The 15,716-nt window shown below is 39.1% G+C and carries 16 protein-coding genes; 8 read left to right on the forward strand and 8 right to left on the reverse strand.

Features of this window, described 5'->3' with window-relative positions; translation table 11 throughout:
* Positions 1 to 122: 122 nt before the first annotated feature.
* On the reverse strand, positions 123 to 3,242 hold the full coding sequence (locus IEY03_RS00965) for a DUF748 domain-containing protein (protein ID WP_444544454.1): 3,120 nt from the start codon (positions 3,240 to 3,242) through the stop codon (positions 123 to 125).
* Between the two features lie 183 nt (positions 3,243 to 3,425).
* On the opposite strand from IEY03_RS00965, the gene IEY03_RS00970 reads away from it, so the two are divergent.
* The 4 genes from IEY03_RS00970 (at position 3,426) to IEY03_RS00985 (ending at position 5,257) form a co-directional block, all read left to right on the forward strand.
* Positions 3,426 to 3,797, forward strand: a complete 372-nt coding sequence (locus tag IEY03_RS00970; RefSeq protein ID WP_188839471.1) for a GNAT family N-acetyltransferase — start codon at positions 3,426 to 3,428, stop codon at positions 3,795 to 3,797.
* An 82-nt stretch (positions 3,798 to 3,879) separates the two neighbouring features.
* Positions 3,880 to 4,578, forward strand: coding sequence for a DUF445 domain-containing protein (locus IEY03_RS00975; RefSeq protein WP_188839472.1), 699 nt, complete (start codon positions 3,880 to 3,882; stop codon positions 4,576 to 4,578).
* 131 nt (positions 4,579 to 4,709) lie between these two features.
* On the forward strand, positions 4,710 to 5,057 hold the full coding sequence (locus IEY03_RS00980; RefSeq protein WP_188839473.1) for a VOC family protein: 348 nt from the start codon (positions 4,710 to 4,712) through the stop codon (positions 5,055 to 5,057).
* 5 nt (positions 5,058 to 5,062) lie between these two features.
* Positions 5,063 to 5,257: a DUF1289 domain-containing protein gene (locus IEY03_RS00985; RefSeq protein WP_188839474.1), complete on the forward strand. Its 195-nt coding sequence runs from the start codon at positions 5,063 to 5,065 to the stop codon at positions 5,255 to 5,257.
* A gap of 53 nt (positions 5,258 to 5,310) precedes the next feature.
* Here the strand turns inward: IEY03_RS00985 and IEY03_RS00990 are convergent, their stop codons facing one another.
* Complete coding sequence (locus IEY03_RS00990) at positions 5,311 to 6,543, reverse strand: uracil-xanthine permease family protein (protein ID WP_188839475.1); 1,233 nt, start codon at positions 6,541 to 6,543, stop codon at positions 5,311 to 5,313.
* A 160-nt stretch (positions 6,544 to 6,703) separates the two neighbouring features.
* Here IEY03_RS00990 and IEY03_RS00995 point away from each other — a divergent pair, with 160 nt between their 5' ends.
* Both IEY03_RS00995 and hda read left to right on the forward strand, forming a co-directional pair.
* On the forward strand, positions 6,704 to 7,792 hold the full coding sequence (locus IEY03_RS00995) for a DUF2066 domain-containing protein (RefSeq protein ID WP_188839476.1): 1,089 nt from the start codon (positions 6,704 to 6,706) through the stop codon (positions 7,790 to 7,792).
* A 73-nt stretch (positions 7,793 to 7,865) separates the two neighbouring features.
* Positions 7,866 to 8,576 (forward strand): DnaA inactivator Hda, encoded by a 711-nt coding sequence (gene hda, locus IEY03_RS01000; protein ID WP_188839477.1) that lies wholly within the window; start codon positions 7,866 to 7,868, stop codon positions 8,574 to 8,576.
* A 184-nt stretch (positions 8,577 to 8,760) separates the two neighbouring features.
* Here the strand turns inward: hda and IEY03_RS01005 are convergent, their stop codons facing one another.
* The 4 genes from IEY03_RS01005 to bepA all read right to left on the reverse strand — a co-directional run bounded on the left by IEY03_RS01005 (position 8,761) and on the right by bepA (position 13,028).
* Positions 8,761 to 10,701, reverse strand: a complete 1,941-nt coding sequence (locus tag IEY03_RS01005) for a hypothetical protein (RefSeq protein ID WP_308424612.1) — start codon at positions 10,699 to 10,701, stop codon at positions 8,761 to 8,763.
* 118 nt (positions 10,702 to 10,819) lie between these two features.
* Entirely contained in the window at positions 10,820 to 11,200 is a 381-nt protein-coding gene (locus IEY03_RS01010) for a DUF2069 domain-containing protein (RefSeq protein WP_188839478.1), read from the reverse strand.
* A 6-nt stretch (positions 11,201 to 11,206) separates the two neighbouring features.
* Complete coding sequence (arsC, locus tag IEY03_RS01015; RefSeq protein ID WP_188839479.1) at positions 11,207 to 11,560, reverse strand: arsenate reductase (glutaredoxin); 354 nt, start codon at positions 11,558 to 11,560, stop codon at positions 11,207 to 11,209.
* A gap of 34 nt (positions 11,561 to 11,594) precedes the next feature.
* Positions 11,595 to 13,028, reverse strand: a complete 1,434-nt coding sequence (gene bepA / locus IEY03_RS01020; protein ID WP_188840011.1) for a beta-barrel assembly-enhancing protease — start codon at positions 13,026 to 13,028, stop codon at positions 11,595 to 11,597.
* A gap of 170 nt (positions 13,029 to 13,198) precedes the next feature.
* Here bepA and IEY03_RS01025 point away from each other — a divergent pair, with 170 nt between their 5' ends.
* Together IEY03_RS01025 and IEY03_RS01030 are read left to right on the forward strand one after the other, a co-directional pair.
* Positions 13,199 to 13,414, forward strand: a complete 216-nt coding sequence (locus IEY03_RS01025; protein ID WP_188839480.1) for a sulfurtransferase TusA family protein — start codon at positions 13,199 to 13,201, stop codon at positions 13,412 to 13,414.
* A gap of 44 nt (positions 13,415 to 13,458) precedes the next feature.
* Positions 13,459 to 14,538 carry an AI-2E family transporter gene (locus IEY03_RS01030; protein ID WP_188839481.1) on the forward strand — a complete coding sequence of 360 codons (1,080 nt, stop codon included), beginning with the start codon at positions 13,459 to 13,461 and terminating at the stop codon, positions 14,536 to 14,538.
* A 29-nt stretch (positions 14,539 to 14,567) separates the two neighbouring features.
* On the opposite strand, the gene IEY03_RS01035 is transcribed toward IEY03_RS01030, so the two are convergent.
* Both IEY03_RS01035 and IEY03_RS01040 read right to left on the reverse strand, forming a co-directional pair.
* Positions 14,568 to 14,828, reverse strand: a complete 261-nt coding sequence (locus IEY03_RS01035) for a Rho-binding antiterminator (protein WP_188839482.1) — start codon at positions 14,826 to 14,828, stop codon at positions 14,568 to 14,570.
* Between the two features lie 211 nt (positions 14,829 to 15,039).
* Entirely contained in the window at positions 15,040 to 15,537 is a 498-nt protein-coding gene (locus tag IEY03_RS01040; protein ID WP_188839483.1) for a histidine phosphatase family protein, read from the reverse strand.
* Positions 15,538 to 15,716: the final 179 nt, after the last annotated feature.

Genomic DNA, 15,716 nt, shown 5'->3' on the forward strand with positions numbered 1-15,716 from the left:
AACCTCATTGGTGTGTAAATAAGTGTTGGCATATCAGAAAAATGTAATTTTACTTTATTGATGATTCAGATAAAAGTCACCAGTGAATAATCCTTTTATGTCAATCTTAACAATAATCCAAATTAATTAGCCTGCAGCTCTAGCTGAACTTCAGCAGCTTGCTGTTTGGCGTTAATACGACTTTCCATAACAAATACTCTTTGGCTTTCTATTTTCCCTTGCTCTACCAAAAATGATTTAACGGCTTTGGCTCTTTTTTGAGCCAAAATACCTAAATCACTTGGTTCAATAATTTGATTGTTTTTTAGTAGGTTGTATAAAGCAATATGCCAGCGAATAGTCATTTGATCATCAGTTAACACTTCTGCTGGTTGTTTGGCCGCAATTTCAGCCATTAAGGTTTGCTTTATCAGTTCTGGCTCTTGACCCGTTTCAGTATTATATACTTCATATAGGGCATCGCTTAAGGGGCCTGTGATTGGGAATTGACTTGCTGTTAAATCCGCGGGTAATTCAGATATATCTATAGCTAAAACTTTAGCAAGCTTGGCTTTTAAACGCTGCTCGGCGAGAGCCTGGCTATCATTGATCTCGTCAATATCACCCTTTACATTCACAATGAGCAATGGACGATCAATTAAGGCCTCGGTTAATGACAATAAATGTTTAGCTTGGTTATCACTAATCACACTATCACCGAATTCAAAGGTCACGTTATTCATTGGTTCATCTGAACCTATTAAATTGGCAAGCAAGCTAAATGGCGCAGTAATAGCTTTAGTAATGATGTTTCCGACAGCGCCCCAAATAATGCTGCCAAAACTAAAGCTTGGTGAGTTTATATCACCCTCTACATCAACGCCTAAATCTATTACTCCGTGTCGGTCTTGCAATAATGCCACCGCTAATGTCACTGGCAAACTGGTAGCCAAATCACTGTTACTGGGCTTCCCGAGTTGTAATTGATCAATAACGACATGATTAGAACCCACTAAAGCATTATTTTTTAGTTTGTAGGTTAGATTTAGTGATATTTGGCCTTTATCAATGTAGTAGCCAGCATATGTCCCTGAATATGGGTTAACTGAGGTCAACTCGACATTTTTAAAGACTAGATTTAAATCTAAATAGGGCTGCGCCACTAAAGGGTTAATATCGCCTTTTAACGTGACAGGAGCATACTTATCAATTTTCCCAGCTAAATCAACCGATGCAATTGTTTCTGGGTTTGTGGATAATTGACTGATATGGCCGTTAAGTAATTCGATACCAGAGGAGAAGTTAGGTGTTAATGAGTTATCAGCAAAAAATGCAGAACTATTTTTTAAGGATATACGGTTAATTTCAATGCTCGGGCTGACATTTGCCGATTCAATTTTTACGTCATCATCAAGATTAACCTTTTCAGTCGCTTGTGCTTGTTTTGCGGTTAAGTCTGCCTTTTTCTGTGCATGGTTATCGGTTGAGCTTGTTGACGGTTTTAATAAATGTGAAATGTTAGTGGTTCTATCTTCTGAGATAATTATTCGAGAAAATAGCTCATCAAATAGAATTTCATCAATTTTGACTTGGCTTTGTTGTCGATTAAATTCTAATGAGTTGATAGCCATACTCTGCCAACTCACCAGAGGTTGTTTGAGTAAATTATCTTTGATATTTAAGTTATCTACCCAAGCCTCACCGCGATAAGTTAAGTTCTTTTCATTATCTAAGTTCAGTTTACCTTTAGTATTGAACACGCCATCTTCAATGGTGATATTTATAAAAGGTTCGATGTAAGGTTGTAAATTAGGTAAGTACATATTTTGGTAGCTAAAATCGGCCACCAGAGATTGATTCATTAAATCGAATATCCCCGATGAATCTAGCAGACTGCTCTGATTTATTTGCGCTGAAATTTGATAATTTAATGGAATAGACAAGTCTGACTTTATTGCCCCAGTTTCAATGTTGATGTTATCCACTTGCCATAGAATGACATTCTCACTGGCAACAGATTCACCTAGTTGTAATTCATAATCTGCAATATTAATTTTATTTAAATGCACAAGCCAGGGCGACTCAGACTCTGCTGAAGCTTCAATAGCGTTTTCTGCCGTATTGTTTTCTGAAGCATTAAGGTTTTTTGGCATTAATAAGGTCATTAAATCAGCACCAGTCGGTGAAACATTCAATGCGATTTCACCCTGGCGGGTTTCAAAACTGCCGATGTTAATTTGCTTACTTAAGCTATTTATTTCTAGATCATTTAGCTTGATTGCGCTAATGGCAATTTTCTGTTCATTTGCATGCGAAGCAATAATCCCTGACAAATCGATGTTTGTTTTAGAAAGGCTAAATTGCAATGAGTTGTCTAAGGCAGGATCAATTGCTAATGCTATATGACTATTGATATTCAATTTTCCTTGATTAAGTTGAATATCAAAATGTTCATCGATAAATTGCCAATATTTTTCAAGGTTGAAATCGGCAAGTGCGATATCTAGGTCTAAGGTAAACGGGAATAACTGCAGCTGTCCCGCCAAACTGAGCTGACTATTATGTTCGTCATTAAGGATTAATTTGTAGTTATTCACCCGTTTAAGCACGGTTTCTGTCGTCTTTACCACTTTAGCCAAACTATCAAATTGATTAAACTCTAAATTAATACTTGGATAGACAATATGGCTATTACTCACCGCATCGCTAACTGAAATCGCCCCTTGTTCTATGGTGATTTTATCGATACGGATCCCAAAAGGAAGGCCGGTTTGCTCTGGCTGAGGAGTGGGGGATTGGGGTGTTGCATTTTTTTCTATGTACGCAAGAATATCTGAAAAGTTAAATTCTTGTTGGGTAATTCGTGTCAGATTAATGGTTGGTTTACTAACAATAATCGTTTGCAAACTGACATCTAGGTTTAGCAATGACTCCCATGGCGATAAGTTGGCATAGAGTTTCTCAAAGCCAACAAAAGTATCTTGAGGATCTTTTTCAGCCATTAATAGGCGTTCAACAACAAGCTCAAAGGTAAAAGGGTTAAAGCTAATATCTGCAATCTGACTTTCACGGCCTGTTTGTTTGGTAAGCAGCTCTGGTAGTTTTTTGAGCGCAATATATGGCGCAAACACTCCGATAACCAAGCAAAATAGCGCGTAACAACATAAGGCAATAAATAGGCTCTTTTGATAAAGGGGACGTTGTGAAAAATGAGAATACAAGGAAGCCATAGGGTGCTCTTGACCGAAAAAAGATAAGACCATTTTAACCAAATTTGAGCATGATTGAGAGGTATTTCTGCACTATTTTCAAATAGGCAACAAATAGACATTTGTACTATTTACATGTAAACTTTTGTAATTCATGGTTTTAATTAGCTTGTTGTTTTAGCCGCAAGTCTAGATTTTATCAAGTAAACTAATCAACTCGTAATTCAAGGATGAAATATGCATATACGTCTTGCTGCTGATACTGATTTACAGCCACTGAGTCATCTTTTCGACCATTACCGTCAGTCCTGTGATCATCCAAGTGATATAAATGGATGTTATACTTTTTTAAGTCAGCGTTTATCAGAAAATGATTCAATTATTTTTGTTGCATGTGAAAGTGATAATATTCTCGGTTTTATTCAACTTTACCCTTCTTTTTCTTCCTTACTGTTACAGCCAGTGTGGTATTTTGAAGACGCATACGTGATGCCACAGTACCGCAACCAAGGCATAGCAAGTCAAATGATTGCCCGTGCAAATGTGCTGGCAAACAGTGCTCAAGTAAAATTAGTCGATGGTCATCGCGAGCAAAGTTTACGCGTTTAGTTTTAAGGATAAATGAATAGTTTACGGCCCCCAGTATTTTACTGTTAAAATACTGGGGGTTTTGGTATCTGGAGATGATAGGTTGAATAAGAGTTTGTTAACTAACGTGATAGCGGCTTCATTTGTTGTGTTGGGTTACTTTATGGCGCAACCATTAATATTAACGGTTGGCTTATTTGCGCTTTCAGGTGCCGTGACCAATTGGCTAGCTGTGTACATGTTATTTGAAAAGGTGCCCGGCTTATATGGTTCTGGTGTAGTGCCAAATCGCTTTGAAGAGTTCAAAGCGGGGATCAAACATCTGATGATGGTGCAGTTTTTTACTGAAGAAAATATCGATAGATTTCTTACCGTGAGTGACAGCAAAGCAATTAACTTAGCCCCAGTAATTGATAAAGTGGATTTGGCTCCTTCTTTCGATGCTTTAGTGTCTACCGTTGAGAAATCGTCACTCGGTGCTATGTTGGCAATGTTTGGCGGTACTGAAGCGTTACTACCATTAAAAGAGCCTTTTATTGAGAAAATGAAGCAATCATTAATTGAATTGTCAGCAAGTGAACAGTTTAATCAAATACTCTTAAATGAATTAGAGCAGCCAAATGTGATTGCCGACATTCAAGCCAAAGTCGCCAATATTGTTGACCAAAGGTTGAATGAATTAACTCCCGAATTAGTTAAACAAATTATTCAAGAAATGATTAAACAACACCTTGGTTGGTTAGTGGTTTGGGGCGGAGTATTTGGTGGATTAATTGGTGCATTTGCCGCATTAATCAGTTAAAAGCTAATTGCTACAATACATTTAAATAGCATATTAACCGTCACTCAGATTGAATTTCATCACGGTTAATTGGGTAAAAAAAGGTTATTCGCTATACTGTGAATAACCTTTTTTATTTAAAGATTTTGGATATGTCACATCATCACATTAATTACCTCGAGATCCCGGTCAAAGATATGACTAAAACAAAAACATTTTTTAACCGTGTTTTTGGTTGGCAATTCCAGGACTATGGCCCGCAATATAGCTGTTTTCTAGATGTAGGTATCACAGGCGGATTTTTTGAGTCCGGCAATGTGTTTACAACTGAAAAGGGTGCACCTTTGATTGTTCTATACAGTTCATCACTCGAGAAATCACAAAGTAGTGTAATTGAAAATGGCGGTCGCATTAGCAAGCCTATATTTAAGTTTCCAGGTGGAAGGCGGTTTCAGTTTTTAGATACGAATGGAAACGAATATGCAGTGTGGTCTGAGTAATCTTTATGGCTGATCCGCAAGATGTTGCCTCACCATGTATACGTCATTGCAGTTTAGACGAGCAAGATATTTGCTTGGGTTGTCATCGCACTTTGGATGAAATTTTAGCTTGGCATACCATGACAAATGAACAGAAGTCATCACTGCTTAACGAATTGCAGTATAGGGCGTTAGGTCGTAAACGCCCTTTTAAGTTTTAATTGTTGAGTTCTCACTGAATAAAAGCCATCACCATGGACGGCTATCATTGATATTAATGTGAGGATTGATGATCCTCATGTGTTTTAGGGAGTACTAAATTCATTAAAATGGCTATGATGCCGCATAAACTGATACCGGTTAAGCTGAATGAACCGATACCAAACGCCATTCCCCCGATACCAAAAACCAATGTTACTGCAACAATACTCAGGTTTCTTGGCTCAGATAAATCAACTTGATTTCGTATTAAGGTATTTAGACCAACGGCAGCGATAGAGCCAAATAACAAACACATGATCCCGCCCATTACTGGCACTGGGATGGTTTGCAGCAGTGCGCCTAATTTACCAACAAACGCTAAAATAATTGCAGTTATCGCAGTCCAGGTCATAATCCGTGGGTCAAAACTTTTTGTTAAGGTTACAGCGCCTGTAACTTCCGAATAAGTGGTGTTCGGTGGTCCGCCAAATGCAGATGCTGCCATAGTTGCAATGCCATCACCGGTTAAAGTGCGATGTAAGCCTGGCTTTTTCATGTAATCTTTACCAGTGACATTGGATATTGCAAGAATGTCGCCAATATGCTCAACAGCAGGAGCAATCGCAACTGGGATCATAAATAAAATCGCTTGCCAGTGAAATTCAGGGGCGACGAAATCAGGTATAGATAACCAGGCAGCTTGATGAACAGGGGTGAAGTCGACTACCCCGAACATTAAGCTCAAACTGTAACCGACAATAATACCCGCTAATATGGGCATGAGTTTGGCAAGACCTTTGGCAAACGTTGCCACTAAAATGGTGGTCGCTAACGAAGCCAATGAAATAATTAACGCGGTATTTGAGTTAATTAATTCAATTGATCCATCACCTGTCTTGCCAATCGCCATGTTTACGGCCATTGGAGCTAAGCCCAATCCGATAATCATGATCACTGGGCCAACTACCACAGGAGGCAGTAATTTATTGATAAAACCAACGCCTCTTATTTTTACCGTTAAACCTAATAACACATAAACAAATCCGGCAACCATCAGACCGCCCATTGTCGCAGGGATCCCCCACGTCTGAACACCATACAAAATCGGGGCGATAAATGCGAAAGACGAAGCTAGAAATATTGGAACTTGGCGTTTTGTTACAAGTTGAAACAAAAGGGTGCCGATACCTGCAGTGAATAGGGCAACACGGGTATCTAATCCAGTGAGTAAAGGCATGAGAACAAGGGCACCAAAGGCCACAAATAGCATTTGTGCACCTTGTAGTGGTATTGACAAGCGATTCATAGGGTAAACTCCATTATATTTATTATGTCTGTCAAGATGTCCTAAAGCTTGATTTTTATGCTAATAGAATCAGATAAAAAGAGTAACTAAAGACCATACTCGATAGATTTTTATTATGTTACACTTTCAGCACTTATTTTGATTGCGTTTACGTCACCTAATGCTAAAAAAACTACTTACTTTTATATTCATTACTTTGTCTTTTTCCCATGCTGAGGTATTTGCTGCTGAGGTATCGAAACTTGATGAAGCCGATATTGTTGTCACATCTCGTGCTGACAGTGCCCGTTCAAGTGCCTTAAAAGAGGCATTAGCTAGCGTCTTTCTTAAAAACTCAGGAAGTCCTAGTGTAGTTATGAACCCTATGGTTAAAGCGCAAATTGATAACCCTGAAGCGTTGTTGATCCAGTATGGTTACAGCCAGGTAAATGAAGACCTAATATTCAAGGCAAGTTTTGATCATCAAGGCGTGATTAATATTCTGCGTCAGGCAAACTTACCTGTGTGGGGAGCCCAGCGCCCACTGACGTTATTATGGGTCACTATGGCTGAAAATAACGATACCGTGATTTTATCTGACTCTAGCCAAACCCCCTTAAGAATGGATTTTGCCACTGAGTCAAGTAATAAAGGGATCCCAGTATTACTGCCGTTGATGGACTTAGATGATTTAATGGCAGTAACGCCAACCGATGTTAAAGGGATGTTTGTCAATCCAGTTAACATTGCATCTAGCCGTTATCAAGCCGATTATTTTGCTATGGTCGATATTGATGAGTCACTTGGTAAAGTGAGATTCCAACTTGCTTTATATAATAAGTCGCACACAGGCGTGATGTTACAACCTATTATTATGCAACAAGGAGAAGCCGTTGATGTTACAGCGGCAACCAAACGTATCGTTACTTTGTTAGCTGATTACTATATTAGCCAATATGCGATAGCATCTTCGGGAAACAATCTTCAAACATCAGTCAGTTTTACGGGCGTATCTAGCATGAAGCAGATTGTTGATATTGAAAAATACCTCAAGCAACTCAGTGCAGTAAAAGATGTCGCCGTAAGCCAACTAAGTAAAGAAACCATCACCTACAAACTAGATTTATTTAGTAGCGTTGAAGATTTACAGCGCTTACTTAGCATTGATACACGTTTAGCTAAAATAGATGCAATGGGCGATGCTAATTCATATTTAACACCGCAATCAAATGGTAATGCTTCGTTAATTTATGAATGGAAAAACCAATAGTCGCAAGTGTTTTTACCTCTGGGGCAATTATGCTATGATTGCCCCGCTTTGTGTTTATTTTTGAGAAATTTGAGTGACCCAATCCTCTCCTCGCCAATTGTCATTGCCCGTTTATTTACCTGATGATGAAACTTTTAACAGTTATTATCCGGCATCAGGTAATGATGAGCTGATCCAAAAGCTTCAAGCATGTGCTGAGGGCAATCTAAGCTCGTCTTTATATTTATACGGCCCACAAAAGTCTGGTCGAACTCATTTGATGCATGCTGCGTGTGCGCACGCCAATGATATCGACCGACGTTCTTTATATGTGCCATTAGGGATCCATGCCAGTATTTCGCCAGCATTATTTGAAGGTGTTGAGGCATTAAATTTGATCTGTATCGACGACATCGATGCAGTAGCCGGTCATCCAGTTTGGGAAGAAGCGCTGTTTCATTTGTATAATCGAATAGCAGAGCAGCAAGACTGCCGTTTAATTGTCAGTGCGAGTGCATCACCCATTGAAGCATGTTTTGCTTTACCTGATTTAGTGTCCCGCATGCAGTGGGGGTTAATTTATCATTTACAGCCTATGGCTGATGATGAAAAATTAGTTGCCCTGCAGCGACGCGCAGCTATGCGTGGCTTACAGTTATCCGATGAAGTCGGTCGCTTTTTGTTGACACGGATGGCGCGAGATTTGAGAACACTATTTGATGTACTTGATAAATTAGATAAAGCATCAATGGTACATCAACGTAAATTAACAATACCTTTTATTAAAGAAATGCTCCGATTGTAATAACCTAACCCTTCTGGCAGTATTTTTAGGCCATTTTACTGTGTTATCGACTTTTTATGTAGAATAACTACAGCCAAAAGTCTCTACCTTGTACAAATAGCCAACAATTCGCTGCGAAATAACCTTGAAAAATCAACCGATTTTAGTGGGTTAGGTTATTTATCAATATCATCTTCCTTTTATGTTATCTATGCTGGCTGCCGCTTAGCTCTAACGGTCTTTCTGGTGTACTTAAACTTTGTTGAACTTGGCTGACTTTTTGTGGGGCAAAACCATTATTTGATATTAAGGTTAAGTTCTCTAGCCATGATTTACCCGCAATCATTGGTATAGGATCGGGTAAATTGGCCACTAAGGTTGCGCTTCCTACTTCAGGTAATATTTCTGTGATAACAAATTCTGCACGAGGTTTGATGGCTGATTCACCAATTCTTCCTCTTTGCCCCCAATTAACGGTAATTGTTGATCCCGATGCATTTTCTGGAGCATCTGTAACTGCAACATCACGTGAAATTGCATATCTGTGACTCATTAATGATTCCTCAAATAACATAGCCACATCTTCTCGTGTTGAAGAATATGCGTAGTAGTCAGAGGCGTGATCTGGCCTAAAGAAACTAGTTATATCACTTGGTTCATATGATTTTTGGGTTGCATTAGCCGTTTCACCTTTAAAACTTACATTGGCTAGACCATACATTTCACTGCTTTGTAGTGGTGAAAAATTGCTGAGCTGATCAGATATCAACGCCTTGTTATTTGTGCGCTTATAAAAATCATCTAATAACGTAGGACCTTGAAGGTTTGCATGAACGCTGCGCGGGAAAAAATCATTAGCATGGGCTAATTCATGATATAGCAACGAAGCTAATCTAGGGGTTAAGTCGTTGATAGTGCGATTAGTGCGGTTTTCATATGGATATGATGAATAAGCATATTGATTATTTTTAACATGTCGCCAAGGCATTAAAAACTGCAGGTCATTACCAAAATCACTTCGATAGTCGGGTGCTTCATTAATGGTGTCTCGCTCGGCAGGGGTGAGCCATAAGTTATCAGGGTCAAGATAAATGGCGCCGGTGACCACCCAATAAAACGAAGGACGAATATCATAACTTATGACAATTGCACTGACAGATTGTAATAGGGTAATAAAGTCACCGTGTGGATCTTGCTGTTGTAAAAACTGCTCAAAATTACGACCCATCCAATCATGTGACACAACAACCCGGTCCATAATGGTACTTATGCTAGGGTTGGTGGTTTGTTGACCTATCAGTGGCAGTTGTGAAATGGTGCAACTGCTATTAAGGCTATTTGAATAAGTACATTGAGTTAAACGGTCACTGTAAGCAGAATTGGCTTTATAGGCATAAGTGCGTGCTAGTGGGCTATCAAAATAAGGCGAGCTTATATTGGCTTCTTTGGTGACGAGAATATGAACGTCATCAGTTAATGTTTGGCCATTAAATTCGGCAGACGCTCTGATTGATATCACGGTATCTTGAGCGACATCAGGGGCGACAAATAACGGACGTTCTGTTTTGGACAAATCCAAATTTACATCAGTACCAGAATAGGTGCACCAGTTGATATCTGTTGGCATTTGACCATTCATGCTGGCCAATCTCACGCTGACATTATTACCTTCAACCACCTGATGATTGCTGTGCACAGCAAGGCTAGATTGTTGCGCATTATTAACATTAATCGTCACAAATTGAGTGATATTTTGTCCAGCTCCGCTTACCGTCAGTTTAAATTGATAATCTCCCCCATTGTCAGGCGTAAAACTCAATACCGGCGACTTATCACTTATTAACGATAAAGACTCACCGGTTATTTGTTGCCATTGAAAACGCATTCCTGATGAGTTCTTATCTGTCAGCTTTGCAATAATCACCCCAGGTTGATTGGTTTGATAAGCTAATTCAGTTAAAAACTCAATATTGTCAGTGGTTTCGACAACCGACCATTCGACTACATTATCACACTGAGATATTGGCAAGTTATTATCGGGGGGAGGAATAGGAGCAGGCGTAGACGCGGGATCAGAACTTCCACCACAAGCAGTGAGAAAACAGGCTGATACAAGAAGTGAGATAATATTGCGACTCATTGCCATGGGTTAATTCCTATCGTTACTATAAACTGACTATAGCATGGCGTTTTTCATTACGACAAGATTAAAAAAGCGCCGTAATGGCGCTTTCTCATATCTAATTAAATGTTATATCAATTAGTTAATCTGTTTTTTGTGATTTTTTCTTTAGGCCTAAACCTAATTCTCTGCCTCTTTTACGGGCATAAAATGGAAAGCCAACCAACAGTGCAGAAATAAGCACTGATTCAATCACGGCAAACGCTAATGCCTCTTCAGTGACATAAACCAAAGTAAGCCCATGAAGTAGATATAGGCAAAGAATAAAGCTGGCCCATGCATAGGTATATGGGTTGCCTTGGATCACACCTTTTAGAGGCATTAACAAAGGTAAAATCCACATAAGATTGAAAGCTAAAGAGTAGGTACCCTCAAGACCTTGTTGAACAAACCATCCGGTTAGTAATAATACCAGGGCGATGTAGCCTGTGCGGCAAAGCTGAAATAAGCTGTAGGTCGTCATCTATGATTACTCAATAATCGTTAAAACACTTGCAGGAGGGCGACCAATAGCAGCCTTTCCATTAGCAAGCACAATAGGGCGCTCAATCAGTTTAGGGGTATTAACCATTGCTTGAATAAGCTGTGCTTCAGTCAATTTTTCATCCTGTAAACCTAATTCTTTATATTCGGTTTCTTTAGTGCGCATTAATTGACGAGCGCTTAATCCTAGTAAAGTAAGGATATTGGCAATTTCATCTACCGAAGGGGCATTTTTTAAATATTCAACCACGTTGATATCATCTGATTTTTCTTGCACTAAGGCTAGGGTTTCACGGCTTTTAGAACAACGAGGATTATGTAAAATAGTAATTTTTGTCATAGTATCAACTTTCATTTTTGGGCTTGAACACGGTTTATTTAAGCGCTTCTAACTGTCTGTCAGCTTCACGAAATTGTCTTATACGCGCTTCAATTCGCGCAATTTGCAGCTGCTCACCTTCAGAGTGGCGATAAGCATAATTTAATTGGTCTATCGCACCTTTATAATCAGCCGCCAGTGCCATAGCTTCCGCATTAGCATAATATTCTAGGGCTTTATTACCCATTTTGCGGTAAGCGTCGGTCATTATTTGGTATGGGAGTATATTCTGTTTATCTAAAAATATCAGTTCTTCTAACATAGGAATGGCTTTTTTAGGTGAGCCTGACTCTACATATATATTTGCTAAATTGGCATTAACCACCTGAGAGGTGGGTTTAAGTTTACGTTGTGCTTCTAATAAGACAATCGCATCGTCGAACGCTTTACGCTGTGCCAGTAAGTCTGTTTTAGTATCGATATAGAATAAATTATTGGTATCTTGTTTGATTAAGGTATCTATGATTGCTTCAGATTGATCATATTTTTTTAAACGAAACAAAGCCAACGCTTTGCCGTATAAAGCGGCTTCTTTAAAGGTGTAAGCATTCTTTTTGATTTGAGTTTCAAATAATGACAGAGCCGCTTCATCGTTAAAGCTTGAAAAACGTACTTGGATACGGGCTTTTGCAAGTTGGTAATTTAAATTATCGGGGATATAACGGTTTGGATATTGTGCCGCTCGGTTACGGGCATCAGTTATACGCGATTCAGGTAATGGGTGAGTTAAGAGCATTTGTGGTGGAGTCGTCGTAAAACGATAACGAGTTGCTAACTCTGCAAAGAAGTCAGCCGCACCATTAGGGTCAAATCCTGCTTCGACTAGAATTTGCATACCGATACGATCAGCTTCTTTTTCATGCAAGCGGGTGTAGTTAATTTTGGATTGCGTGGCTAATGCCTGGGTCGTAGCTAGTGCAGCCATACCGGCTTGGGGGGCGGCGATGGTTAATAAGATTGCCCCTAATAATCCGGCAATGGTTGCCGTAGAACTTTTTTGTTGCGCTTCTAATGAACGGGCTAAATGGCGTTGGGTAACGTGGGTGATTTCATGGGCTAATACTGATGCGAGCTCACTTTCTGAATCAGCATTAAGAAATAATCCAGTGTGCACTCCAACATGGCCGCCAAAAAACGCGAAAGCGTTAATTTCATCATTTCTCAGTAAGAAAAAATAAAAAGGGGTTTTAACCCCAGTCGCATGGGCAACAAGCTTATTGCCCAGTTCAGACAAATACTGATTTAGTACAGGATCGTTTAATACTGGCGCGGATGAGCGAATCACCCGCATGTAGGCATCACCGTATACCATTTCTTTTTCGAGGCTGAATGTATTAACAGCCGCAGTACCAAGATCAGGCAGATCACTATTGGCAAAGCTGCTACCAATGTTCGCCATAAAGAAAAATGCAAACGCACTAGCAAGCATGCTTTTATTAATGTTACGAAATGATTTAGTGGTGAAAGATAATTTACTCAAACGGCACCCTTAACGCTGAAAATTTTTGTAGAGAAAACCGCACAAGAGTCTACTCTGTTAGCTTGTGGTTTGCTATGCAACTAAGGATAATAGCATCAGTTTATTTGACGTAAATTATTATGAAACTGATAGATTTAACGACGTATCGTTGTCCGTATCCTTTAGTACAGGTCAAACTGTTATTAAAGCAATTGCCGCAAGGCGAAACATTGAAAGTTTTACTGTCAGACCCTGGTTCTTGCAAAGATGTTCCCGCATGGGCTGAAAAAAATGGTTTCCATGTCAGCCTATTGCAACAAGATATAAGCACTATGGCAATTAATATCACTAAATAGGCCTATGTTAGGTTAATTTTTCTTCATTTATACAAGGTTTTGCAATGTTAGAGTTTTTAAAAGAATGGTACAAAACCCGTTTTAGTGATCCACAAGCAATTACATTAGTGTTTATTCTTGTTGGTATAAGTTTAACCCTTTATTTTGGCGCAGGTTTATTAGCCCCATTACTTGTGGCATTAGTGTTAGCTTTTTTATTAGAGTGGCCTGTTGCGCAGATGTCTAAGCTCGGGATTAATCGTACGGCGGGGGCTTCAATAGTATTGGTCGCTTTTTTAGGTTTAATGTTAGTGCTGCTTCTGGTGCTGATGCCAAGTATATGGCGACAGGGTGTTAGCTTAGTGACTGATTTACCGAGTATGTTAGATAAGGGTATGTTAGTTATTCGAGATTTAAGCCGTGATTACCCTAAATTTATCAGTGTTGAACAAATTGATGCTTCTTTTAATGAGCTAAAAAAGCTACTGGATACGCAGCACCTGTTAGATTTTGGTAAGCAGTTACTGGGTTTTTCTGCGTCATTGCTTGTGCTGATGGTTTACGCGATTTTAGTGCCATTATTAGTGTTTTTCTTTTTAAAAGATAAGCATGAATTAATTCAGGGAAGTAAGCGTTTTTTCCCAACTAACCGTGGTTTAGCCAGTAAAGTGTGGTTTGAAATGGATCAACAGATATTTAATTACATTCGCGGTAAAGTGATGGAAATTATTATTGTTGGCGTTGTCAGTTATGTGTTTTTTGCCGTGATGGGCTTACGATATTCGGCACTGTTAGGTGTGCTCACTGGTTTATCAGTGTTGATCCCTTATGTTGGAGCAACACTGGTCACATTACCCATCGCATTAGTGGCATTTGTGCAGTGGGGAATAGGGCCAGAGTTCGGTTATTTAATGTTAGGGTACGGTATTATTCAGGCATTAGATGGTAATGTATTGGTGCCCATTCTATTCAGTGATGCGGTAGATTTACACCCGGTTATGATTATTGCCGCGGTATTGGTATTTGGTGGTTTATGGGGAGTATGGGGAGTATTTTTTGCGATTCCATTAGCTTCGTTAGTCAAGGCCGTTATTAATGCTTGGCCTCACCACAACGAGAAAAAAGCGACCCTTGATCTTGAATAGTTAGCTTTTAATCACTTAATCTTGAAAGACTAGAAATGCACAATACTAAATTGTGCATTTTCATTTAACACCTTGATAGATTCAATTTCAGTCAGTATCACTTCTATATCATCACCATTAACCAGCTTACCGCGGACTACCTCTTGCTTTATTGGCGTGTCGGTAAGCCCTGTGGTGCTGAATACGCCATTAATGTGTTGACCACTGTTCAGGGTGATCAATACTGAGTATCGATATAAGCACATAACCTCAATATAATCGTGAAGCTCGCAAGCAAGAATTTTTGACATACATATTTCCATTATTAATAAATTAATATCGGCTTAGTGATATTGCGCTGTTCACATTGGTGTCATTCAATAATGGTGCTTTCGGTCATTTTGCAAACGAATTTATTAGCTATCTGGACACAAAATATCAAAAATAGCGCAAGATACGAAAATGACGTTTAGATTAAAACATTATTATTGTCGTAATCTAATAGCGAAAGCTGTGGATTCATTAATAACTGAATCGATACACTGAATTTGTTCTTTTACCGTCAATGATATTCACTTCAACAAAATACAAGCGATCATAATCTTCGGTGAAGTCCATTTTTGCGAAATCGATTTGCTGGCTTAATTTTTTAGCCAATACAATCATCGTATTGCCATGGCCTACAATTAAATAGCGTCCTGGTTGCTGCATTAATGTTTGGCTAAATCCTTCAAGATCGCTGGGGTCATATGAAGTGACCGCTAAGTTTTGGTTTTTGGCTGTAGGGGCTGCTGTCAGTTGGGTGCGGCGATAATCGGTGGAATATACTTTATCTAGCGGAATATGTTGCAGCATATCAGCGAGACGTTGCGCTCTCAGTGTACCTTGCTGATTTAATTCTGGGTCGCTACCTGTTTGCTTTTCTCCGTGGCGAACCAATATAAATGTCCATGTTTGCACGCTATCCTTGGCACTTTGAACACTAGGGCTATTATCAGCAGGAATAATGACTTGTGCCATGCTACTCAGGCTTAACAGGTTAAGACAAAAAAGGCTAAATATAAAAAAATGAGTGGATTTAAGGTGATAAATCATGTGCATATATTCTAATAGAAAGGATGCATTTCATCATACCACTGGTAAAGACAATATAAAATAATGCCCTAGAAATGTAGGGCATTGATCTTTATAACATGCGA

This window comes from Shewanella aestuarii (genome assembly GCF_014647215.1).
Lineage (GTDB): Bacteria > Pseudomonadota > Gammaproteobacteria > Enterobacterales > Shewanellaceae > Shewanella > Shewanella aestuarii.